The 21,543-nt window shown below is 59.4% G+C and carries 17 protein-coding genes and 2 pseudogenes; 7 read left to right on the forward strand and 12 right to left on the reverse strand.

Translation table 11 applies throughout. The features are described 5' to 3' along the window. The first annotated feature begins 8 nt into the window (after window positions 1-8). The 3 genes from JFU37_RS30385 to JFU37_RS30395 all read left to right on the forward strand — a co-directional run bounded on the left by JFU37_RS30385 (window position 9) and on the right by JFU37_RS30395 (window position 4,144). Window positions 9-1,577 (forward strand): AMP-binding protein, encoded by a 1,569-nt coding sequence (locus JFU37_RS30385; RefSeq protein ID WP_201120910.1) that lies wholly within the window; start codon window positions 9-11, stop codon window positions 1,575-1,577. Window positions 1,578-1,807: 230 nt separating this feature from the next. Then, a complete protein-coding gene (locus JFU37_RS30390; RefSeq protein ID WP_201120911.1) occupies window positions 1,808-2,659 on the forward strand; it encodes an SDR family NAD(P)-dependent oxidoreductase in 852 nt (283 codons plus the stop codon). Window positions 2,660-2,695: 36 nt separating this feature from the next. Further along, complete coding sequence (locus JFU37_RS30395) at window positions 2,696-4,144, forward strand: arylsulfatase (protein ID WP_201120912.1); 1,449 nt, start codon at window positions 2,696-2,698, stop codon at window positions 4,142-4,144. 117 nt (window positions 4,145-4,261) lie between these two features. On the opposite strand, the gene JFU37_RS30400 is transcribed toward JFU37_RS30395, so the two are convergent. The 11 genes and pseudogenes from JFU37_RS30400 to qhpR all read right to left on the reverse strand — a co-directional run bounded on the left by JFU37_RS30400 (window position 4,262) and on the right by qhpR (window position 18,367). Further along, window positions 4,262-5,899 (reverse strand): 3-(methylthio)propionyl-CoA ligase, encoded by a 1,638-nt coding sequence (locus tag JFU37_RS30400; protein WP_201120913.1) that lies wholly within the window; start codon window positions 5,897-5,899, stop codon window positions 4,262-4,264. Window positions 5,900-6,025: 126 nt separating this feature from the next. Continuing rightward, window positions 6,026-6,730 carry a methyl-accepting chemotaxis protein gene (locus JFU37_RS31440; protein WP_446739620.1) on the reverse strand — a complete coding sequence of 235 codons (705 nt, stop codon included), beginning with the start codon at window positions 6,728-6,730 and terminating at the stop codon, window positions 6,026-6,028. A 150-nt stretch (window positions 6,731-6,880) separates the two neighbouring features. Further along, window positions 6,881-8,155: pseudogene (locus tag JFU37_RS31445) on the reverse strand (HAMP domain-containing protein); the annotation flags it as partial. 58 nt (window positions 8,156-8,213) lie between these two features. Further along, window positions 8,214-9,185: a WD40/YVTN/BNR-like repeat-containing protein gene (locus tag JFU37_RS30410; protein WP_242485871.1), complete on the reverse strand. Its 972-nt coding sequence runs from the start codon at window positions 9,183-9,185 to the stop codon at window positions 8,214-8,216. A gap of 14 nt (window positions 9,186-9,199) precedes the next feature. After that, window positions 9,200-11,560: an efflux RND transporter permease subunit gene (locus tag JFU37_RS30415; protein WP_201120915.1), complete on the reverse strand. Its 2,361-nt coding sequence runs from the start codon at window positions 11,558-11,560 to the stop codon at window positions 9,200-9,202. A 64-nt stretch (window positions 11,561-11,624) separates the two neighbouring features. Continuing rightward, the gene (locus JFU37_RS30420) at window positions 11,625-13,478 is read right to left on the reverse strand and encodes a DUF1302 domain-containing protein (RefSeq protein ID WP_201120916.1); all 1,854 of its coding nucleotides are present in this window, start codon (window positions 13,476-13,478) and stop codon (window positions 11,625-11,627) included. A 30-nt stretch (window positions 13,479-13,508) separates the two neighbouring features. After that, entirely contained in the window at window positions 13,509-14,873 is a 1,365-nt protein-coding gene (locus tag JFU37_RS30425; protein ID WP_201120917.1) for a DUF1329 domain-containing protein, read from the reverse strand. A gap of 66 nt (window positions 14,874-14,939) precedes the next feature. Beyond that, window positions 14,940-15,323, reverse strand: a complete 384-nt coding sequence (locus tag JFU37_RS30430; RefSeq protein ID WP_201120918.1) for a hypothetical protein — start codon at window positions 15,321-15,323, stop codon at window positions 14,940-14,942. Further along, window positions 15,320-15,712, reverse strand: a complete 393-nt coding sequence (locus JFU37_RS30435; RefSeq protein WP_201120919.1) for a c-type cytochrome — start codon at window positions 15,710-15,712, stop codon at window positions 15,320-15,322. Before JFU37_RS30435 ends, JFU37_RS30430 begins: the two co-directional genes overlap by 4 nt. Continuing rightward, entirely contained in the window at window positions 15,709-17,166 is a 1,458-nt protein-coding gene (locus JFU37_RS30440; RefSeq protein ID WP_201120920.1) for a flavin monoamine oxidase family protein, read from the reverse strand. Before JFU37_RS30440 ends, JFU37_RS30435 begins: the two co-directional genes overlap by 4 nt. Window positions 17,167-17,356: 190 nt before the next feature. Further along, the gene (qhpR, locus tag JFU37_RS30445) at window positions 17,357-18,367 is read right to left on the reverse strand and encodes an AraC-like transcriptional regulator QhpR (RefSeq protein WP_201120921.1); all 1,011 of its coding nucleotides are present in this window, start codon (window positions 18,365-18,367) and stop codon (window positions 17,357-17,359) included. A 264-nt stretch (window positions 18,368-18,631) separates the two neighbouring features. On the opposite strand from qhpR, the gene JFU37_RS30450 reads away from it, so the two are divergent. From JFU37_RS30450 to JFU37_RS30465, 4 genes are all read left to right on the forward strand, one after another. Next, entirely contained in the window at window positions 18,632-18,808 is a 177-nt protein-coding gene (locus JFU37_RS30450) for a hypothetical protein (RefSeq protein WP_201120922.1), read from the forward strand. A gap of 103 nt (window positions 18,809-18,911) precedes the next feature. Beyond that, window positions 18,912-19,247 (forward strand): acid phosphatase, encoded by a 336-nt coding sequence (locus tag JFU37_RS30455; RefSeq protein WP_274609970.1) that lies wholly within the window; start codon window positions 18,912-18,914, stop codon window positions 19,245-19,247. A gap of 89 nt (window positions 19,248-19,336) precedes the next feature. Continuing rightward, window positions 19,337-19,876: a hypothetical protein gene (locus tag JFU37_RS30460; protein ID WP_201120923.1), complete on the forward strand. Its 540-nt coding sequence runs from the start codon at window positions 19,337-19,339 to the stop codon at window positions 19,874-19,876. Between the two features lie 490 nt (window positions 19,877-20,366). Further along, window positions 20,367-20,804: a hypothetical protein gene (locus JFU37_RS30465; RefSeq protein WP_201120924.1), complete on the forward strand. Its 438-nt coding sequence runs from the start codon at window positions 20,367-20,369 to the stop codon at window positions 20,802-20,804. A gap of 510 nt (window positions 20,805-21,314) precedes the next feature. Here JFU37_RS30465 and JFU37_RS30470 read toward each other — a convergent pair. Next, a pseudogene (locus JFU37_RS30470) lies at window positions 21,315-21,530 on the reverse strand (transposase); the annotation flags it as partial. Window positions 21,531-21,543: the final 13 nt, after the last annotated feature.

The following is a 21,543-nucleotide window of genomic DNA, read 5'->3' on the forward strand; positions in this document are numbered from 1 at the left end:
TATTTGCCATGCGGATCATCGATCACTTCGATAACGCAGTACGTTTTTACCCGAACAATCGGGCCTTCGTCGACGTTGGCAACGATGCCAGCGCAGTGACCTATGCCCAGGCGGCGCCAGTGACGCAAGCCATTGCCGGCGCAATCGCCCACAACGGATTCAGCGGCGGCGGCCATGTCGGTATTCTTGCGCCCAATTGCACGGTCGCCTTTCTGGCACTGCTGGGCGTGTTCCGCGCGCGTTGCGTCTGGCTGCCGGTCAATCCGCGCAATACGGTGGCGGCCAATGCGGAGCTGTTCAATGACTTCGAAGGTGAGTTGCTGCTGTTCCATAGCACCTACGCCACTGAGGCGGCGCAACTGAAGGCGCGCTGCCCTGGCCTTCGGGAGCTCGTTTGCATCGACGGTGATTGCGGCGTGGGGACTTCAATCGCGGTGTGGTCGCAAGGTGCACCGGCGCGCTACACCCCGGCCGTGGGAACGGGCAGCCTGGACGATACGTTTGCCTTGTATCCCACCGGTGGTACGACCGGAAAATCGAAGGGGGTGATGATTACCCATCGCAACATCCATACCTTCTTCAGCAACTTCTACGCGCACTTTGATTATCACGACAGCACTTGCCATCTGGTGGTGGCGCCGATGACGCACACCGCCGGCCTCACCGGTTGTCTGCATTTCGCGCGTGGCGGGACCAACGCGATCATGGCCACCGCCGTCCCTGAAGCGGTTGCCGACGCGATTGAAAAATACAAGGTCACCCATCTTTTTCTGCCGCCGACTGTGCTGTACATGCTGCTGGCTTTGCCTGATATCCGCCAACGGGACTATAGCTCGCTGAAGCATTTCCTGGTCGGCGCTGCACCGACATCACTGGAGAAGCTGAAGGAAGCCGTGCAGGTGTTCGGCCCGGTCATGTCCGAGGCGTTTGGTCAGTCCGAAGCACCGGCCGCGATTACCGCCAAGGCACCCTGGGACTATATCGACGCGGACGGCACGATCAATGAAGCACGCCTGCAATCGATTGGCCGGCCCTGCGTACTCAACACCGTCGCCATCCTGAATGACGAAGGTGAGGAAGTGGTACGTGGTGACGCGGGGGAAATCTGCATTCGCGGCGATCTGGTGACGCCGGGTTATTACAAGAATCAGCAGGCGACGGCCGAAGTCCGTCAGCAGGGCTGGCACCACACGGGTGACGTCGGGGTTATGGCTGATGACGGCTATATCACGATTGTCGACCGCAAGAAGGACATGATCATCACCGGCGGATTCAACGTTTATCCGAACGAGATCGAACAGGTATTGACGACCCATGACGCTGTTCAGGATTGCTCCGTGATCGGTATTCCTGACGACAAATGGGGTGAAGCGGTGAAGGCGATTGTCCAGCTCAAGCCTGGCAAGACCTGCAGGGGGGACGACCTGATTGCACTGGTCAAGGAGCGGCTGGGAAGCGTCAAGACCCCGAAGAGTGTCGATTTCATCGAGCAACTGCCACGCAGCCCGGCGGGCAAGGTATTGAAAACCGAACTGCGTAAAGCCTATTGGCAGGGCAAGACCAGGGCTGTGCACTGAGTACATCTGTGGCGAGGGGATTTATCCCCGTTCGGCTGCGAAGCAGTCGTAAATCCGGACAACTCAGTCTGTCTGAACGGACGCTGGGGGCCGCTTCGCGACCCAACGGGGATGAATCCCCTCTCCACAGTAAATCTCCTAGCCACAAATGTGGGCACCGGCTCTTAAGTGAACAGCATTACGCCTACCACCGGTTTATTTCAGCAACGACAACGGCATTGCGAGCAATCATGAAACTCGAACAGAAATACCCGGCAAAACGTGCCTTCGTGACGGGCGCCGCCAGCGGTTTTGGTCTGGCCATCTGCATGCACCTCGCAAGCAGGGGCTGGAAACTGCTGATCGCCGATATCAACGCGACAAGACTGGAACAGGCCGAGGCGCAGTTGCGTAAACGCGGCGCGGAGACCTTCAGCATGGTGTTGGATGTCACCCGACAAGAGGCCTTGCAGGACGCCGCCAACACCGTCAAACAGCTGTGGGGTGGAGTCGACCTGGTGTTCAACAATGCGGGCATTGCATCCGCTGGCATGATCGATGACCTTCCCCTTGAAGAGTGGGAAAAGGTCATCAACGTCGACCTGTGGAGTGTGATTTATGGCTGCCGGGCCTTCGTGCCTTTGCTCAAGGCTCAGGCCGGTGGCTGCATCATCAATACCGCATCGAGCGCCGGTACCTTGTCCGGGCCTGAAATGTCGCCCTATAACGTGGCCAAGGCTGGCGTCGTGTCCCTCTCGGAGACCCTCAAGTCCGAACTCAGCGGCTTTGATATCGGCGTCACCGTGGTGTGCCCGACCGTGTTCGCGACATCGCTGGGCGACTCGCTCACCAGCGAGCGCGCCATGGAGAAGCGTCTGCTGTCCCAATTGAAAAAGTCCCGATTCACCTCCCAGGACATTGTCGACGATGTGTTTCGCGCACTGGAGAAGAACCGCCTCTACGTCATGACCCAGCCTGACGCCAAATGGGCCTGGCGACTCAAACGCTGGATGCCGGAAACCTATTTCCGTTTGATTGCCTATTTGTACCGCAACCGGAAGTGGCTGTACGCCGAGCAGGATGAAGCCGACCGATTGATTTGAACCTGAAAGTCAACGCGCAACCTTTGAGAAAGAACAATGCAACGTATCCGGCTACTGTCGTTTCTGATCGCATTCATGGGCTGCGCGCAGGCCCAGGACAGGCCCAACGTCGTCGTCATGCTGGCCGACAACGTCGGTTATGGTGACCTTGGTGCCTATGGTGCGGGCGAGGTTCGGGGTATGCCGACCCCGCGCATCGACCAGCTGGCCAGCGAAGGCGTGCGCTTTACCCAGTTTCTGGTAGAGCCAGGTTGCACGCCCTCCCGCGCCGCGCTGCAAACTGGACGCTATTCGCCACGTTCAGGCCTTGGCAGCATCATCGTCGCGGGCACGCCGAACACGCTCCAGGCCAGTGAAGTGACACTGGGGGAGCTGTTCAAAAGCCAGGGCTACGCGACGAGTTACATTGGCAAGTGGCATCTGGGCGCGAGCGAACAAAGCTGGCCGACCCGCCAGGGTTTTGACCAGTACCGGGTTGGTGTTATCGAAACCAGCGACAGCACCCTGTATCGCGGTGGTATGCAGCGCAGCGGACTCCCTGAGGCGCTGATCTCGGCGTCCGAGCCCGCAATCTGGGAGTCCGAGGCAAACGGCGATCTCAAAAAAATCCGTCCTTATTCGCTGGACTACCGCCGAAAGGTGGAAGGAGATATTGCCAATTCGGCGGTGGAATATATCCAACGCCAGGCCAAGGCTCCTGAGCCGTTCTTTCTCTTCGTCGGCTGGACGAATACCCATTACCCCTCCCTGGTCGCCCCCGAGTTTGACGGCAAGTCGCGGATTGGTCCCTATGGTGACGCGATCATGGAGCTCGATCACCGCACCGGCCAAGTATTGGACGCCATCAAGACCGCTGGCGTCGAAGACAACACCATCGTGATCTGGCTGTCCGACAATGGCGCTGCACCGACTGAGGGGCCGGCCGAGTATCGCGGTGGCTCGAACGGCCCGTTCCGTGGCGAGCTTGGCGATGCGTTGGAAGGCTCATTGCGTGTGCCGGCCATGATCAAGTGGCCAGGCAGAATCGCGCCACGGGCAAGTAACGCGATGGTGTCCATCCACGATGTCTTTCCGACATTGGCGAAGATCATTGGCGCACCAGTTCCCGCAGATCGGCCGATCGACGGCGTCGACCAAAGCGATGTCGTTCTCGGCAAGCAGGCCGCTTCAAAGCGTGAAAGCCTGATCACCTTCATCGGTGACGAAATCGTTGCCGTGCGTTGGCGGCAGTTCCGCATCTATCCGAAGCAGTTCATCAGTTCGGCCGGCAATCCAGCCATGTCTGGCATTGGCGGCTACCGCGCGGAACTGACCGGTTATCCATCGATCTTCAATGTCGAGCAGGACCCCCGTGAAGAGGTCAATACCGTCGCCGTGAACGCTTGGGTCCTTGGTCCGTATATGAAGTTGATCGGGGAATACATGAAGTCACTCGAACACTATCCAAATCCCAAAGCAGTCAATCTGACGAAATTTGGTGGGTGATGTTTGTGTAGAAACCGCCAGGCATCCAACGGCCCGCAAACATCTGACGGATGATAACTGGTGTGCTGCTCCCGATCTCTCTCGGGAGCCAGCCACTTTTGATGTGAATCGGCTTTATCATTCCTCTGCCAAGCGATAGTCGCGGAACTGCTCGCGCAATTTCATCTTTTGCAGTTTGCCCGTTGCCGTATGCGGCAGTGCCTCGACGTAAGCGACATCGTCCGGCAGCCACCACTTCGCTACCCGGGTTGCCAGATACTCCAGCAGTTCCTCCTTACTGGCGGCCTTGCCGGGTTTTATTACTACGATCAGTAGCGGACGCTCCTGCCATTTGGCATGGGGAATACCGATAACGGCCGCCTCCGCCACCGCTGGATGACCAACCGCAGCATTCTCCAGGTCGATCGACGAAATCCACTCGCCTCCAGACTTGATGACATCCTTGGCGCGATCGGTGATTTGCATGTAGCCATCGGAATCGATGGTGGCGATATCACCGGTATCGAACCAGCCGGCTTCATCGAGAATGCTCCCGCCCTCACCCCGGAAATATTGGTTGGCTATCCAGGGTCCCTTGACCAGCAGATGGCCGGAAGCCTTGCCGTCACGGTGCAACTCGGCGCCCTCCTCGTCGACGATCTTCATGGACACCCCGAACAGCGCCCGCCCCTGTTTGGCCTGCAGATCGAGCCGTTCAGCCGGCGAAATATCGCGGTGTTTGGGCAGCGGATTGCAGACGGTGCCCAGTGGCGACATCTCGGTCATGCCCCAAGCATGCAGCACTCGTGCACCGAACCGGGTTTCGAACGTCTCGACCTGGGTTCTCGGTGCTGCAGCCCCTCCAATCACCACCCGGTTCAGGTGCAGGTCCGCCGCCGGATCCAGGCCTCGGTCCTCGACGTGCTGCTGCAACATCATCCACACCGTCGGTACACCCAAGGCCAGCGTCACCTTTTCGGTACGCATCAGCTCATAGATACTCTCGCCGTCCAGCGCCGGGCCCGGTAGAACCAGCTTGGCGCCGCACATGGCCGCCGCATAGGGCATGCCCCAGGCATTGACGTGGAACATCGGCACTACAAGCAGCGCCGAATCCGCCGACGACAGGCCAAAGCCGTCCGAAGTGCAGAGCGCCAAGGAATGCAAAATCGAGGAACGGTGCGAAAACAGCACGCCTTTCGGATGGCCCGTGGTGCCCGAGGTGTAGCACATCGAGGAAGCCGCCCTTTCATCGAGCACTGGCCAGGCGAATTCACTGCTATGGCCTTCGATCAGGTCTTCGTAACACAACAGATTGGGCACCTCGATGGCTGGCATCCGGCTGCGATCCGTCAGGGCGATGAAGGCCTTGACGGTCTTCATCCGCGGCGCGAGCTGCTCTACCAGCGCGGCGAATGACAGGTCGAAGAACAGGTAGTGGTCTTCAGCGTGGTTGGCAATGAATTCGATCTGCTCGGGGAACAGCCGCGGGTTGATGGTATGGAGGACGGCACCCATTCCCGACACACCGAAATACAGCTCCATATGCCGGTAACCGTTCCAGGCCAGGGTGCCGATCCGCTCGCCGGGCTGCACCTCCAGGGCGGTCAGGGCATTGGCCAGTTGTTTGGCACGCCGGCCAATGTCGGCATAGGTGCAGTGGTGCAATGGCCCTTCCACCGTGCGCGAGGCAATTTCGCTCCTCGGATGCGCAGTGAGTGCGTGTTCGAGGACCGAGGAAATCAGTAGCGGTTGATCTTGCATCAAGCCCAGCATGGCTTCGTGCTCCATTCAGATTATTGTTTGAGTGCGCCGGTCTACCGCCATTCACAGGAGCAGGTAGACAGGCGTGGAAACCCTCTCTGCGAGAGAGAGGGGTAAACGATTCCATTCACCCGGCCCTCACAGCCGAAACCGGCCGATCTGTTGGCCGAGGACTTTCATCTGCTCGGTCATTCGGACCTGCTCACGCTCGCCAGACTGGGCCAGATCGCTAAGCTCCACGGCCATCTGGCCAATGGATGAGATGTTGCGATTCAGCTCGTCGGTGACCGCGCTTTGCTGCTCCACCGCAGTGGCAGTCTGGGTGGCCAGGCCGGAGATCTCTCCTGCCGCCCCGACTATGCCGTCGAGTGCCCGTTCCGCTGCCTCGGCATGCGCCACACTACCGCCCAGGTGTTGCAGACTGCGTGCGATGGCCGCCACCGCACGTTGCGAGCCCTGTTGAATACTCTCGACGATGGTTTCGATTTCCCCCGTGGATTGCCGGGTGCGCGCGGCTAGTGCACGCACCTCGTCGGCCACCACCGCAAAACCACGGCCGTGCTCGCCGGCCCGCGCCGCCTCGATGGCGGCATTGAGCGCGAGCAGATTGGTCTGTTCGGCAACACCACGGATCAACACCATGATCTCGGCGATACGCATCGACTCGGCGTCCAGTTCACCGGTAATCCGTTGCACCTGACCGATCTCCTCGGCCAGTCGACGCACCTCGGCGGCGCCCTGCTGGATCACCAATCCACTCTCCCGCGCCGCGCCATGGGAACGCTGGGCTGCCGCAGCGGTGGTCGCCGCGTTACGGGCGATCGCCTCCACCGAGGCCGCCATCTGGTTGATTGCGGTCGCCACCTGGTTGATATCACTGTGCTGACGCCCCAATCGCTCGGCCGATGCGCGGCCCAGTTCGAAACTTGCCTGGGAGCGCTCACCCACCTGTTGCTGCGAATTGCGTACTTCCAACAGCAGTTCACGCAGACGCTCGACGAAGAGATTGACACTGGCTGCCAGAGCGCCGACCTCATCCTGTACCAGCACCGGCAGACTCACCGAGAGGTCGCCATCGCCCTTGGCCAGGTCCTCCATCAAGACGCGCATGCGCAGCAGCGGTTGTAGCGCGCGGCGGCACAACCAGGCCATCAGCAACAATGCGAGGCTGGTTATCAGTACCGCTACTGCGACCTGCTGCCAGGCGGTTTTGCGTTCATTGGTATCCAGGTCGGCATAAAGCGCCAAAGCATCGGCACTGGCTACGGCCTGATCGACGCGATAGATCACCATCCAGGTGCTGCTGCCGCCGACCAGCGGACGCGGCAAGATCAGTTGCAGACGCCCGTCTGCCAGTATTTCCAGTTGCGACTGGTCACTCTTGAGGCGCTCACGCAATTGCGCCGGATCGAGCCCATCAGCGGCACCGAGTACCGTGCCCACCCGCTGCGCCGCGCCACTGTGGCCGGCGATCACACCCTCCTGAGAGACCAGCAGTAGTTCGCCGCGCCCATCGAATAGACGCCGGTTGGCCTGTTCCAGCAGCTTCTGGATGAAGTCCAGGCGCATATCGAAACCCACCATGCCCACCGTCCGGCCTGCCACCTGTACCGGCACCGCGAGGGTACTGACGACTGCGCTGCCCTCCGGGAAGTCGTAGTTATAGGGCTCCAGGACGCAGAGCGCGTTACGCTCCAGTACACAGCGATACCAGTGGTTAATCTGGGTATCCTTGAGTTGCGCTTCGCTTACCACCGCGTGATTCAACTTACCTTGAGCATCGCGCGTCCAAGAGGTGGCGAGCCTGCCAGTTTCGTTGGCGCCGGTCTCGGTGCGACCGGTGAACGCCGAGTCGGCACCGTCGAAGGCATTGGGTTCGAGTAACGCATAGACCGCAGAACTGGCGCGGCTGACATTCAAGGTCGTCTGCACATCGCGGTCCAGTGCTGCCCGTTCCTCGGCGTAGAGTCCCTCCTGCGCCGCCAGTTCGATATGGCTGCCAACCTGATGGGAAAGCATTTCGCCAAGAGAATGGGCCGCTTCGAAGGTGTCGCCGATCACCCCGAGTTCGCCAGCCAGAACTGCACTCATCCGCCCTTGCACGGCACCGAGCACAAAGGGCTCGATACGCTTGGCGACCTCCTGCTGGTTGCGCAGCGCCGAGGCTACGCCCAAGGCCACCAGGACCAGGGTAATCAGCGCCAGCAGCAAGCCATTGAACACCACCAACTTGGTACGCAGGCTCATCTTGCCGAACCAATCGACCATATCTTCGACTCCTTTCTTCAATGCAGCCGAACCGGCGCCGATAGGGAGCCGGCGTGGCTTAGTGGGTATCAGTCAAATCCTGCTTCAGCACACCTTGTGGGCCGAACAGTGCCAGTTGTTCATCGCCCAGCGGCGCGAGCGCGGCGAGGTTCTGCCGATCCGCGCGGATTTGCGCCTGGAAGTGCTGCAGATCCTGATCGGCGACGGCCACCAGGCCACCGTTGCCCACCAGCGCCACGCGACCGTCGCTGAGTTGGCCGACCGCTGTGATGGCTTCGTGGCTGCCGCTGTCCTTGGTCTGCCAGGTATCACCCAAGTCCTCGCTGACCAGCACCCGTCCGCTCATGCCCACCAACAGGACGCGACCGTCGCGCAGGCTGGTGCCGCCCCACAACGAGCCGCTGGCGCCGGTATCCAGGGCTTCCCAGGTCGCGCCATTGTCGGGGGATCGGTAGGCGCTACCGCCCTCACCCGCGATGAACAGGTGGCCATCGCGCCCGGAAAATATCTGGTTGAGGTGGTGATCGTCGCCGTCGCTGCTCACATTCAGGCGCTGCCAGCTGCGGCCACCATCGCGCGTCTCGCTGGCATAACCGTAGGCGCCGACGACTATGCCGTGCCGGGTATTCTCGAACCACACCGACAGCAGCACCGGCTTGTCTTCCAATGGCGGTTGCAGCGCCCAGGTCTCGCCACCATCCTCAGTGTGCAGCAACACCCCGCCATGACCCACGGCCCAGCCGTTTTGCCCATCGGCGAAACTCAACGCCGTCAGCAGCCCGTCCACCGGCACGGACTTGGCCTGATGCCACTGTTTGCCATCGGCAGAAAGCACCACCACACCGTAATCACCCAGTGCGACCAGCCCCGTACCTGCCTTGCTGACGGCTACTAGTGGCGCATGCTGGGCCTGGGCCAGGCGCATGGCCGACGGCCCCTCGGCGGCATGGCCATGCAGTACCTGGCCGGCCAACCCCAACAGTGCGGTAATCACGATCATCTGTGACAGCGAAATTGTTTTGTTCAACATCTCACATCCCTCCATCAATGCGCGATCAGAGGCGCACGGACGGGCCCCCGCCGCGGAATCAGCACATCCAGCATCACCGCGATGGCCGGCAACAAAGTAATGGCCATCAACATGTTGACCATGAACATGAAGGTCAGCAGCAGCCCCATGTCAGCCTGGAATTTCAGTGCCGAGAACGACCAGGTTGCCACGCCGATGGACAAGGTGATGGCGGTGAAAATAGTCGCCACCCCCACCTCGCGCAGGGCCAGTTTGAACGCCGTGACGATGTCCTGCCCCTCGGCCAGATGCAGTTGCAGGCGGTTGTAGATGTAGAAGGCGTAATCCACGCCGATGCCCACGGCCAGCACCATCACCGGCAAGGTGGCGACGGTCAGGCCAATGTCCAGCGACTTCATGAACCAGTAGCCGAGGAAGGTCGCCAGGGTCAGCGGCACGCAGCAAGCGACCATCGCCCGCCAGTCGCGGTAGACCAGAAATACCAGCAGCACGATGGTCAGATAGACATAGAGCATCATCGGCAGCTCGGAGCTTTCGACGATTTCGTTGGTGGCTGCCTGCACACCGGCGTTGCCACTGGCCAGGCGCACGGTGACGCCGTCCTTGGGGTGGTCTGCACGATATTGCTGCACCGCGGCCACCACGGTTTTCAGCGTGCTGGCTTTGTGGTCGGTCAAGTAAAGGTTGATTGGCAGCACCGTACAATCAGCGTTGTACAGGCGTAGCACTTCGGGCACCTGGCGCACCGCCTCGCCGATGCTCAGTTCATCGACCGGCAGCGCCGCCCACTTCGGATTGCCCTCGTTGACGCCCGAAGCCGAGAGTTTGGTCAGTGCCGGCAGCGATTGCGCCGACAATACCCCCGGCACGTTGGCCAGGAACCAGGTCAGGCGATCGGTGTAGGCCATTACGTCGTGCTGGTAGCAACCATTCTGCGGTGTTTCCACCACCACGGTGAACAGGTCCAACCCCAGGCCGAAATGGCCGACCACACTTTCCACGTCCAGGTTATAGCGCGAGTCGCTGCGCAGCTCGGGCGCCCCCGGCAGTACGTGGCCGATGTGTCGGCCCTGGCTCTGCCAGACGGCGAGACCGAGTAACAGCAGGCACAACACCGAGCCGATCGCCGCATTGCGGGTTTCGGCCAGGCGTCCAAGCTTGCTCATCACGCCATCGCGCCAGGCTTGAAGGCGTTTGACCCGGTTGACATAGGCTTGGTCAAAATGGAAGAAGCTGGCCAGCACTGGCAGCATGATCAGGTTGGTGACGATCTTGTAAGCGACCCCGACCGAGGCGGTAATCGCCAATTCGCGAATCATCGGAATCGGCACCAGCACCAAGGTGGCAAAGCCGACGAAGGCGGTAATCAATGCCAATGTGCCAGGGATCAGCAAACCTCTGAAACTGCGGCGGGCTGCGGTCATTGCATCGGCGCCGTTGCAGACTTCCTTGGAGATGAAGTTGACCTGCTGCACGCCATGAGACACGCCGATGGCGAACACCAGGAACGGCACCAGAATCGCCAGCGGATCGAGACCGAAGCCGAGCAAAGTGATGGTGCCGAACTGCCAGACCACCGACACCAGCGAACAGCACAGCGGAAGAAAGGTCAGCACCCAGGAGCGGGTGTACCAATACACGGCGGCCAGGGTCAGCAGAAAGGCCAGCGCAAAGAAGCCCATGACACTGGTCGCGCCGGCGCCGATGTCACCCATTTGCTTGGCGAAACCGATGATCTGCACGTCATAGGCGCTGTCGGCATATTTGGCGCGGACATCGTCTTCCAGGCGTTTACTGAATTCCAGGTAGTCCAGGCGTTTACCGGTCTGCGGGTCCGGGTCGGCGAGTTCGGCCACCACCATGGCGCCGGAATCATCGTTGGCCACCAGGCTGCCGACAAAACCGCCCACGATGGTGCGATCACGGATGCCGACAATCGCCTGTTCGTTTAGGGTGCCGACCGTGACGTCACCGCCGATCACATCCTCGGCCTTCATGCCCTCCTCGGTAATCTGCACTGCGCGGGTATTGGGCGTCCACAGCGAGGTGACCGTGCGCCGGTCGATGCCTGGCATAAAGAACAGCGTCTGGGTCAGGTCGTAGAGCCGGGTCATCGCCTGCGTGTTCCAGATGTCACCGTTTTTAGCGTGCAGCACCACAATGACGCGGTTGGCACCGAACAGCACGTCCCGGTACTTGTTGAAGGTTTGAATAAATTCGTGCTGCTGTGGCAGCTGCTTGTCGAAGCCGGCCGACATACGAAGTTGTGAGGCGAAACCGGCCATCACCAGTGTGACGAGCGCCAGCACCGCTAACGTCGACAGACGACGCCGAAAAAAGAATCGCTCGAGACCGAGCACTAGAGAAGCCAGCATGGTGAGCCTTCCTGAAAAACGGGAATGAGCTTCCCTCAGCCCGTGGCCGAGGGAAGGCACGACATCAGAACGAGTAGGAAATGTTGCCGCTCAAGAAATCGCGGTCAGCCATCAGGTTGTTGTCCCCACCTCCCCAGTACTGCACCCACTGCAAACCACCTTTCCAACGGTCGCGGTAGTTGAACAGCAACGAACTGGTCAGCGACTTGCGACCTTCGACGAACGGCAACGCGTTCGGCGAGGTGCCGTTGACGTCATGGCTGAAGTCCAGCTGTGGCGTGACAGTAATCCCGGTGCCGTAGACATTCGGGTAGTTGATGCCGAACTCGGTGACGTAACCCCATGAGGTTTTATCCGGCAACGAATAGTCGGGCAGGAAGTAAGGCGTCTTACCCGAGGTATCCAGGCCCGGGTAGTGAGTGATCACCGCTTCGGTCAGCAGGAACCCGTCGGAGGCGCCCAGCCCTCTGGGGATGAAGCCCAGCGGATCATTGGCCGAAAAGGTGTAGATGGCATTCACATGAGCCTGCCATTTTTTCTCCTCGACGAAGCCTTTGCTGGTGCCGGTGTCATACACGCTGAACTTGTTGAACTCACCGGTGAATGCCCGGCCAAAGGCCACCGTGGGGTCAATGCCGACGCTGTCATTCGGGCGATAGGACAACTCCGCCCCCACTGCCACCGGGCCGGCCATGGTATTGAGCGACAGGCCGTACAGGTTCTTGTCTTCGCCGTAATTCCAGAAGTAGTTGTCGATCACCAACGCGTCCGGGTTCGACGTAGCGGTGTAGCCCACGAACGGCAGCTTGTCGTGATAGCGCTGGTAGAAGAAACCAAACTCGGTCGCGATCTCCTCCACCGTCCAGCGCAGGGCGATGCCATATTGGCCGCTGTTCTTGGCCGAGCGTTCGCCGGCAAAGGGAATCGCCAGGCCATTGGCGACCAACGTGGCGTCGTCCAGGCCGCTGATCGACGGCTCGCCGCAACGGCCGGTGGGTGTCAGCGAGGCACAGGTACCGGCACCGAGAAGGCCATCGACCGTACTGGTCGAGTAGTAGATCGGCCGGTTGCCCTCGCCCACCACATCGGAGTTGGAATAGTAGGTGCCCGCCGGGTCGATGCCATAGGCGTTCCACTTGAACTGGTAGTAGGTCTCAAGGTTCAGGTTATCCGTCAGCCCCAAGTTGAACGAGGCCATGGGTGCCGGGACGAAGACCTCCTTCAATTGGGTGCCGGGGGTATGGTATTTCGTCAGGTTGAGGGCATTGATCTGGTTAATGCCACCGGTGACGAAAATTTCTTCGCCCCAGCTGATTACCTGGTTGCCGACCTTGACCTTGGCCGGCATCTCGCCCAAGTCGAAGGTCTTCGCTACCCACAGGTCGAGCAGGTCGACGCGTTCGGTGGCTTCGCGATCGGCATCGTCATCGAGCTCGGTGCGCCGGGTGTTGTCCATCTTGAAGTCTTTCGACCAACTGACCCGACCCAGGGCGCTCCAGCCGTCGCCGAACTTCAAGCTCAACTCGTGAGTGCCCTTCACGACCTCGGAGAAGACATCGTGCTTGTTGTAGTTCAGATCGCCGTCGTCGGAGTTGGTGTAATTGATATCGGCATTGGCGTAGCCATTGCCTTTGCCCAGGTTGTAGAACTGGCCCAACCCGGTACTGGTACCGTCATTGCAGCCACCGCTGTCACCGCCGAGCAAATGGCAGTCACGCGATTGCATGCGCGTGGCGAAGCCGTATGACAGCGTGGAGTCGAAACTGCCGGAAATGCCGTCCTCGGAGCCAAAGCGCATGGCATGACTGGCATCCATCCACAGCAGGCTTGAGGCAGCGATTACTGCCAGGGTCAGTCGATTGTCAGCGCGCGCGAAGCCCGGCGCGGGCTGGGCCGCGCCTTTTTTATTGTTGTGCATGGCTCTACCTTTACGGGGAGTAACTGCTGCTTAACGCTCGCCGCTACGGCGCAGTTCGTTGGAGTTGAACAGTTTGTCGCTGACCCGACCTTCGAGGCCGGCGGTCAGGTCGAGCACCTCGCCCTCCTGGGTGAAGCCGTCGGCGATGTAGCGCCGTGCGACGAGGTCGTAGCTCACATACTCGAAGCCGGTGCAAGACTGGGTCTGCGGGTTGGCCCAGAGGCTGCCTTCCTGCACGCGCCAGAGATTGCCCTTGGCGTCGTACATGTCCACGTGCAACAGCGCCCAGCTGTCTTCGTCGACGAAGAACACACGTTTGGCGAATGAGTGACGCTTGTCCGCCTTCACCGTGGCTTCCACCACCCAGACTCGGTGCTGCTCATAACGTTGTACGTCGCGATTGAGGTAGTCCTGGCCGATCAGGTTCTCGTACTTATTGCTCTTGTCGACCAACTTGTAGGAGTTGTAAGGCACCATCATTTCTTTCTTGCCGATCAGCTTGAAGTCATAACGGTCCATCGCCCCGGTAAACATGTTGATCTGGTCGACGAAATACAGGCTGTCGGTGCCGGCAATCGGATTGTCATAAGCGAAAGACGGTGCACGGCGCACGCGTCGCTGGCCGGGGAAGTAGATCCAGGAATCCTGCGGCTTATCCAGGTAACCGTGCACCAGATACATCTCGCCAGCCCGCGATGGCGGTGTCAGCACGTCATAAAGCATCTTGGCTTCGTAGTCGCCGGCATCTACCGGGCTTTTGACCGCCGCATCGTTGTAGGGGTAATACTCGCTGGCCCACTGCTTGAGCTCGGACAGCGCACCGCTCTTCTCGCGAAGCAACATCGACACTTGGGCGCGACGCCCCTTGGCCATGTAACGCAGTTTGTAGTTCCACATTACCTCGATGCCACTCTGCGGCACCGGGAAGGGAATCGAAGCGCCGGCCGCTTGCTCCAGGTTCCACCCGTCGCTGCCGATCTTGCTCTGCGCGGCGAAGGCTTTGGTGCGCTGGGCAATCTCTGTCGGGAACGTGCAGCTACGGTGCGTCGGGTAGACGTCCAGGCGGTAGCCCGGATAGGCCTTGATCAGTTCCACCTGGCCGGGAGGCAACTGTGCCTGATACTGCGCGAGGTTCTTGCCATTGATGGAGTACAGCGGCTTGTCCGCGCTGTAGGGGTCGCCATGGCCAGGCTTCCAATCGGCTGGAGCCTGGGTGAGTCCGCCGTTCCAGGCCGGAATACTGCCGCTGGCATTGCCGGCTTTTTCTGCACCGAACGGCGTCAGCTCATTGCCCAATCGGGCCAGATCGGCCGAGGTCGCTGCCTGGGCGCCGCTCGCACTGAACAGTGCCAACAAGGCGCTGCACAGCAGGGACTTCTTGAATTGCATACTCATGATCACTCTCCCATTGTAATTATTGTGCAGGAGCGCCCGGCGCATGACGCCGGGGCAAAACGGGGATCAGGCGCAGGCCGGTCTGGCGGCAGCCTGGCTGGCGCACCAACCGAAGCCCAGGGCTGAACTCAGGTAGACCGCTGCCAGCCCCCAGCCGAGCGGGTTCATCGAGCCCGCCATGACCGCGTGAACGATGATGCCGGCACACACAATGTCGGAGCCGATCAGCAACAGCGCATCGCGGCGTGGCAGGTCTTCGAGACTGCGGATGAACCAGAAGCCCAGACCGACAGCGAGATACGTAGCACCGAGTAGACGGCCAAGGAGCATGCCGTCGGCCCCCAGTGGCATGCCCACCCAGTGGAAGATCAGGCTTGGGTCGACCAGCAGTAGTGCAGCGACAGCAACGGTCAGCAGGCACTTGGGTTTGGTGTAGATCGTGATGCTCATGAGTTGGGTCCTTGTTGACTGAGGAAACATGTAAGGGCCTGACGATCCTCTGCCTGGCGCAGTCCGCCGAAGGCCATGGCAGTGCCGGGCAGGAACGTCATGGGGCCACTGAGGAAGGCGTCGAGCTTTTCCGTATTCCAGGTGAAACCGGCCTGCTCCAGCGTCGGCGTATAGGTGAAGCCTGGGGCTGAACCTGCCTTGCGACCGAATACACCACCGAGCTTTGGCCCGACCTTGTGTTCAGCGAGTGAGTGGCAGGTTGTGCATCGGGTTTCAAAGAGCTTCTGGCCGACAGCCGGGTCGCACGCTTCAGCGGCCTGCGCGGGCAGATTGATCAGCCCCAACAGCCCGAGTGCGGCGAACAGCTGAAAGGCGTAGCGGCCATTCATCCCAGCAGCTCCTTGGTTCTCTGGGCCGCCTTGCCGCCGGCAGCGATGGCTCCGTCGATGCAGCCTCGCCAGCCCTCGCCGTGGTCGCCCTGGCCGAAGAAGATGCGGCCGCTATCCTTCTGGAAGTGCGCGTAGTACTTCTCGAACCACTCCGGTTTGTAGCTGGCGTAGGTGCCGAGGCTGTAAGGGTCGAGGGTCCATTCGTAGCCGTGGGTACTCTCGACCTGGATGCCTGGGAAGAGCGGTTCCAGAATCGATTGGACGGCCTTGATGTCAAAGATATCGACCTTGCTTGGATCGTTGCCGAAAGCGACGAACAGGGTGTAATCGTCGCTCACGTAGTGCGCCATCACCAAGTTGACCGGGTAGTTGGAGTCGGCCATGGCGGTGACCTTCGCCAGCTTGGTAAACCCGCCCCTGGCCTTGATGTAGAACTTGATCCCCTTGCCGCTGTGCTTCTGCTTGCCTGCCTCGATCAGCGCCGGGTCCAGCGCCGGGGAGAATTCCAGGTTTGGCAGTACGTTCATTGGCAGCGCGATGATGACACTGGCAGCGACGATTTTTTCGCCCTTTTGGGTGGTCACCACGGTGTGGTCACCCTTGTCTTCGATTTTTTTGACCGGGGTCGACAGGCGCACTTCCGGCTTACCGTCTTCGATCATTTTGTTGATCAGGCCGACGGTACCGTCCTTGAGCTTGTAACGCACGACAGCGTCGTTGAAACCCTGCAGGTTCCAGCCAGAAAGCGCCCAGTAACGCAGCATGTCGACGTAGGACGTCTGGTCCAGTGGGGCATGCGCTGTCGCGCCGACGAAGCTGTCGATCGCCACCCGCTGCACCGGGTTGAGCTTGAGCTCATCCAGTCGTTGCTGTCCGGTTCGCTTGTCACGGCGGATGATTTCGTTCCAGGTGTATTGAGCGTCGTAGGGGCGGTCCCAGACCTGGCGCGCCTCGGTGTAGAAGGCATCCAGGGCTTCGTATAGCGGCAGCAACTGCTCGCCGCTCAGCGTGTGGGTCGTATCGCCAACCTTGACCACATACTCTTCTTTATCCAGCGTCACGCCACTGACCGGAGTTTCCAGCACCTCCAGGCCGTAGCGCTCTTTTTCGGCCCAGACGAAGGGCTGCGCCTGGTGAATCCAGGTGCCACCCATTTCGACTTTGTGGCCGTCGAACTCGGAGGTAAAGGTACGCCCACCCAGGCGGTTGCGCGCCTCCAGCAGCAGGGTTTTGTAGCCGTTCTTGCGACTGTCGCGAGCCGCCGTGACACCGGCGAAACCGCCGCCGATCACCACCACGTCATAGTCGCAACCCGCTGTCTTGCAGTTATCGCCCGACGCCGCCGCGGCAGGGGTCATAACGCCCGCCCCCGCGACAGCCACCGCGCCCACTCCGGCGCCGTGCAAAAACTTTCGACGGCTGACGCCCTTGGCGCCGTTCTCATGCTCTGCCATTAGCCCACACCTCTTTTTTTGTTATTGGTGGCGGGCATGCAACGCAGCTAAAAAGACCCCGGACGAGCCAGATGGCGCCAGCCGGGGAAGGTCATGCCCACCTCAGGGACAGAAGCTAACAGTGGAGATACGCGGGGGCTTGCCAGCGTGCGTCAGAGCCGTTGACATCTGACGTCAGCTGCAAAAAAAATTACGAGAGATTGGCCTTGGCTTGCAGGCGATATTGCTGCGGAGAGACTTGAGTCCAGCGACGAAAAGCTCGGCTGAATGAACTGCATTCGGCGTACCCAAGCAGCAAGGCGACTTCAGTCAGGCTGTAATGGGCCTGCGCCACATAGGCTTCGGCCAGTGACCGGCGCACGTCCTCGACCAACAGCCTGAATTCCACCTGGTGCTCGGCCAGACGCCGTTGCAGTGTGCGCGGGCCCAGGCCCATGCTCTGCGCCACCATTTCCAGGCTGGCCCCGCCGCTGCTCAGGCTGCTGGCGATATGACGTCCGAGTTGGGCGAGCAGATCGCTGACCGGCGCCCTGATCTGCCGCTGCTGTTCAAGGAAGGGTTCCAGTGCCTGGAACAAGCGGGGATCGGCGGTGCGTACAGGCATGTCCAAAAGAGCAACTGGAAAATAAAGGCGATTGTCCGGCTGTTTGAAGTGCAGCGGGCATGCAAGCACCTCACGGTGCAACGACAAATCGGTCGGTGTCCCATGCTCGAAGTCCGCCCGCTCCGGCGTCAATCGCGGGTTCTCGGTGATCTCCCGCAACAGGCTGAGGAAGAAGCCAATCGTGAATTCAGAGTCCTGGCGGCGCCGCACAATGGTCGGATCGGTGCACTGGTAAGACAGGATGACCTGCCCCGCGTCGATTTCGAAATCCACCCGAATAGCATGAGCAAACACCACAGCGAAATGGCTCATGCAACGCAGTGCCAGGAGTAGGGTCGGCGCACTGCGTATCGCTTGACCATAGGCGCCAAGGGCGGTGCTAACAGTCTGGATGCCGATGCGCAGGCCAATCGACGCATCCACTTTGCGCCCGAGGATCTCCCAGAGCTCGACATAATTCGCGGCGGGAATCTCCACATCGGGGGCATGCAAAATACGCTCGTCAAGGCCGGCCTCGGCCAGGAACGGGGCGAACAGTTCTGCGTTCACGCGGAAGAAGCTTTCGGCGAAGATCGTTTGGGTACTGGATGTGGACATGCTGGGCAACGCCGAGTGACGCCCCTTTAGGGGCAGGTAGTTCTTATGAGGACTCACGGCCCCTGTCCCGATGAACTGGCCGAACCTGATGCAATCCTAAAGGCCGTGAAACATTTTGCAAAGACTCTTCGGCTGGGGCATCTACCAGTGATCTTGAGTCAGTCTTCGCCCCCCCACCAAGGGGGGGGAAGGAGTTTTCAGCCTCGATAAAGTCAAGACACAACAGTACGTTCCATCACTCAGCGCTTTCGAGCAGGTGAACCGATGAAAATAATAATAACGCTGTGTGTCATTGCATCATTCACCGCAATGGTGGCTGCCGTCACCACACGATTTGACGACGTCTCGCTGGAGTCGCTACGCCAGACCCGGAATGAATGCCAGGCGGTGAATCCCTACGCCTGCCTCAAGCCATCGGTGAATTTCGCCTCACTGCATTGATCGTGCGCTTTGAGTCGCATTCCAAGTCATCGTGCACCCGATAAATGAGGTAGTCCGTGAATCACCGATCCTTTTGGCTGGGAACGCACCGGACGCGGAGCCATTGAAAAAAGATGGTTCCTACCCGTCCGGGCACAGCGCCGTCGGCTGGGCATGTGCACTGATACTGTCCGAGATAGCACCTGAGCGTACTGATGCCCTTCTGGCACGTGGTTTTGCCTATGGACAAAGCCGGGTGATTTGCAATGTGCACTGGCAGAGCGACGTCGATGCAGGGCGCATCATCGGCGCGGCCGCAGTCGCTCGTTTACACGCTGATCCTGTCTTTCGCTCCGACCTGGAGATCGCCAGGTTGGAATTCGCTGCGGTACGCGCAAAAGGTCTGAAACCGCAACGTGACTGCCAGGCGGAGGCGCAATCGTTCGCCATTCGACCCTAGTGCCCGTTGCTTTGACCGTACCGACAGGTCATGACGCGACCTGAATCCAGACCATTTCCGGCTATCCCTTTGCAACAGGAGACATTCATATGAGCAACGCAACATTGGCTATGCGCAGTGACGAAGCAACCGTCACGCCCGCTGAATTGGGCTGGACATTCATCCGCTGGGGTCTTGGCCTGTTCATCACCGGATTTGCAGTCGGTTTCATTCCGATCCTGCACTACATGGTCGGCGCCCAGCAGGGAGATGTTGGCCCAGTGTTCCTGAAGAACGTCACGCTGTGGTGGGGCTGCCCTGCCGTCCTGGCCGAGATGACGCTCAAAACCGGCAGCCTTGGTATGCTTGCTATTGGGTTGTGCTATCTGGCCACGATCCGCCAAGGCGCGGCGCACAGCGTTTCCGGCCTTGAACGCATCGCGGCCAAACTTTGCGCATACGGCCTGATCGCCGAACTCGTGGCTGCCGGCGTGGGTTTTTACGTCGGCAACAAGATCTGGCCAAACTTCTATTTCGAACCCGTGCAGGTCGGAAAGAACCTGTGGCTCGCCGCGCAGGGACTCAGCATCCTCGTCTATTTCGTCGGCATTTGTTATGCGGTCGCCGGTGTCCGCAGAGCGGCGGCGTAACGGTGATGACAAACTTTCTCGTGAGGTGGTTCCGGCAAAGCGGACGTTGGCAGGCCGCTGCCTGGGTCTGCGGCATCATAGCCTCGGCATACTGGGTCTATTCAGGCATGCCGATGATTTGCCATTGAGTGCGTGAATCGCTCTTGATTTTTTGGGCTCATCGGGGGACTTCTTCGGGCTGATTTTAGCGATCACAAATGTCAGCAATGGGGTCGAAATCGGCCCCTTGCGAATGGCAGAAGTCGGCCAGCAGCGCTCACTCGAAAGTGAAAAAATCATAAGAAACCAGCATAACTGCAGCCCTGCGGCTGTACTTGTCGCGTTAGCACAGATCAAGATCCCCAATGAGACTTTAAGCAGCGATCTAGGGGGTAATCTATGCTGAAGCAGCTTCACCTGCTTTTAGCGACTTCCGGCCAAACACCCGGCAGCGTTTTTCGACTTTTAGTATGCGGCTAGACGTCCAGTCGTCTTTACATCGGAGTTTCATATGTTCCAGCAAGGGGAAAAACCAGCTGGCTCGCAGATCGAACTGTCTGCCCTATTGATTGCCGCGCTTACTGGGTTGCTGTATTTATCCGGCGATGCAGCGCATCGGGGGTATCTTGGATACTTTGGTCTGGCAAATGAATTGTTTCCGCTGAGTGTCGCTGAAACACTATCCAGAGGACTTGAGCCATTTACACTTGACTACCTCATACCAGCATCCTTTTATCTAATCATCGTTGCCAGCGCCTTGTTTACCGCCACGGTCTTCTTGGCTCCAAACATTTTGCGTCGGCTAAGCGGAAAAATCTCAAGACTGAGTAAGCCACTGCTGCCAAAGAAACCAGATCACCAGCAATCGAGAACGAAAGTAAAGTGGATTGCGCTGGGTAAGTCGCTCTTAATAATTGTCGTGATCTTTGTCTTTGGCTACTGTTATTAATTACAATAATTTCAATCTCTTACTCATATGGAAGAGATAGAGCTGTGAATTTTTATAATGTTTGTGGCCCGAGAAACTGGGAGACGTATACGTTTGGTCAATCAATTGAGTGGGTTATCCTAGATCTTAAGACAGCGAACACGTCAACAACAAAGCTCGACGGGTGCATTATCCAGTCCGGCGAGAGATATTTAGCAATTCTCAGCAAAAACGGGCCTGTTGCACTACCCCATGATTCGATTGCTACCATCACGTTTACGAAAAATAAAGAGTGAATACTAAACCGCGTAAATATGTGGGACGTCAATGTCAGACTTGGATCGAAAGCGGCCCTCCAGGACAGGCAGCGATCGGCCCAGAGTGTGTAAAAACGCTAGATCCCGTTTCGACTTCAAGGCTGAGTGGCTGTCCGGCTTCGTAGCCTGATCAAGGCACGATGTCCCTTCCTGATGAGCTAAACCGCCCCAGCAACGCGCCAGATCATCGGGACACGTAAAAACAGGCCGGTGTTTAGGCCGTTAGCGCCTTCATCAAGTGATGGGTACCGATGATTTTCATGACCCGTTTCAAGTTGTAGGCGAGCACATTCAAGCTCATCTCCGTACTCACCCCGGCCAACTTTCGCGTCAGGAAGTGCGTCGCCCCCATCCATTGTTTGAGCGTCCCGAAGGGATGCTCAACAGTCCGTTTTCGGACTCGCATCCTCTCTGGTGCTTTGCTCAGCCGCCGCAAACCAAAA

This window comes from Pseudomonas sp. TH41 (assembly GCF_016650695.1).
Taxonomy (GTDB): Bacteria; Pseudomonadota; Gammaproteobacteria; order Pseudomonadales; family Pseudomonadaceae; genus Aquipseudomonas.

What these genes read in the sequence shown, in the direction of transcription:
- JFU37_RS30385 (WP_201120910.1), top strand. Translation starts at nt 9, where the DNA reads ATGCGGATCATCGATCACTTCGATAACGCAGTACGTTTTTACCCGAAC.
- JFU37_RS30390 (WP_201120911.1), top strand. Translation starts at nt 1,808, where the DNA reads ATGAAACTCGAACAGAAATACCCGGCAAAACGTGCCTTCGTGACGGGC.
- JFU37_RS30395 (WP_201120912.1), top strand. Translation starts at nt 2,696, where the DNA reads ATGCAACGTATCCGGCTACTGTCGTTTCTGATCGCATTCATGGGCTGC.
- JFU37_RS30400 (WP_201120913.1), bottom strand. Translation starts at nt 5,899, where the DNA reads ATGCTGGGCTTGATGCAAGATCAACCGCTACTGATTTCCTCGGTCCTC.
- JFU37_RS31440 (WP_446739620.1), bottom strand. Translation starts at nt 6,730, where the DNA reads ATGGCGGCCTCGGTGGAGGCGATCGCCCGTAACGCGGCGACCACCGCT.
- JFU37_RS30410 (WP_242485871.1), bottom strand. Translation starts at nt 9,185, where the DNA reads ATGTTGAACAAAACAATTTCGCTGTCACAGATGATCGTGATTACCGCA.
- JFU37_RS30415 (WP_201120915.1), bottom strand. Translation starts at nt 11,560, where the DNA reads ATGCTGGCTTCTCTAGTGCTCGGTCTCGAGCGATTCTTTTTTCGGCGT.
- JFU37_RS30420 (WP_201120916.1), bottom strand. Translation starts at nt 13,478, where the DNA reads ATGCACAACAATAAAAAAGGCGCGGCCCAGCCCGCGCCGGGCTTCGCG.
- JFU37_RS30425 (WP_201120917.1), bottom strand. Translation starts at nt 14,873, where the DNA reads ATGAGTATGCAATTCAAGAAGTCCCTGCTGTGCAGCGCCTTGTTGGCA.
- JFU37_RS30430 (WP_201120918.1), bottom strand. Translation starts at nt 15,323, where the DNA reads ATGAGCATCACGATCTACACCAAACCCAAGTGCCTGCTGACCGTTGCT.
- JFU37_RS30435 (WP_201120919.1), bottom strand. Translation starts at nt 15,712, where the DNA reads ATGAATGGCCGCTACGCCTTTCAGCTGTTCGCCGCACTCGGGCTGTTG.
- JFU37_RS30440 (WP_201120920.1), bottom strand. Translation starts at nt 17,166, where the DNA reads ATGGCAGAGCATGAGAACGGCGCCAAGGGCGTCAGCCGTCGAAAGTTT.
- qhpR (WP_201120921.1), bottom strand. Translation starts at nt 18,367, where the DNA reads ATGTCCACATCCAGTACCCAAACGATCTTCGCCGAAAGCTTCTTCCGC.
- JFU37_RS30450 (WP_201120922.1), top strand. Translation starts at nt 18,632, where the DNA reads ATGAAAATAATAATAACGCTGTGTGTCATTGCATCATTCACCGCAATG.
- JFU37_RS30460 (WP_201120923.1), top strand. Translation starts at nt 19,337, where the DNA reads ATGAGCAACGCAACATTGGCTATGCGCAGTGACGAAGCAACCGTCACG.
- JFU37_RS30465 (WP_201120924.1), top strand. Translation starts at nt 20,367, where the DNA reads ATGTTCCAGCAAGGGGAAAAACCAGCTGGCTCGCAGATCGAACTGTCT.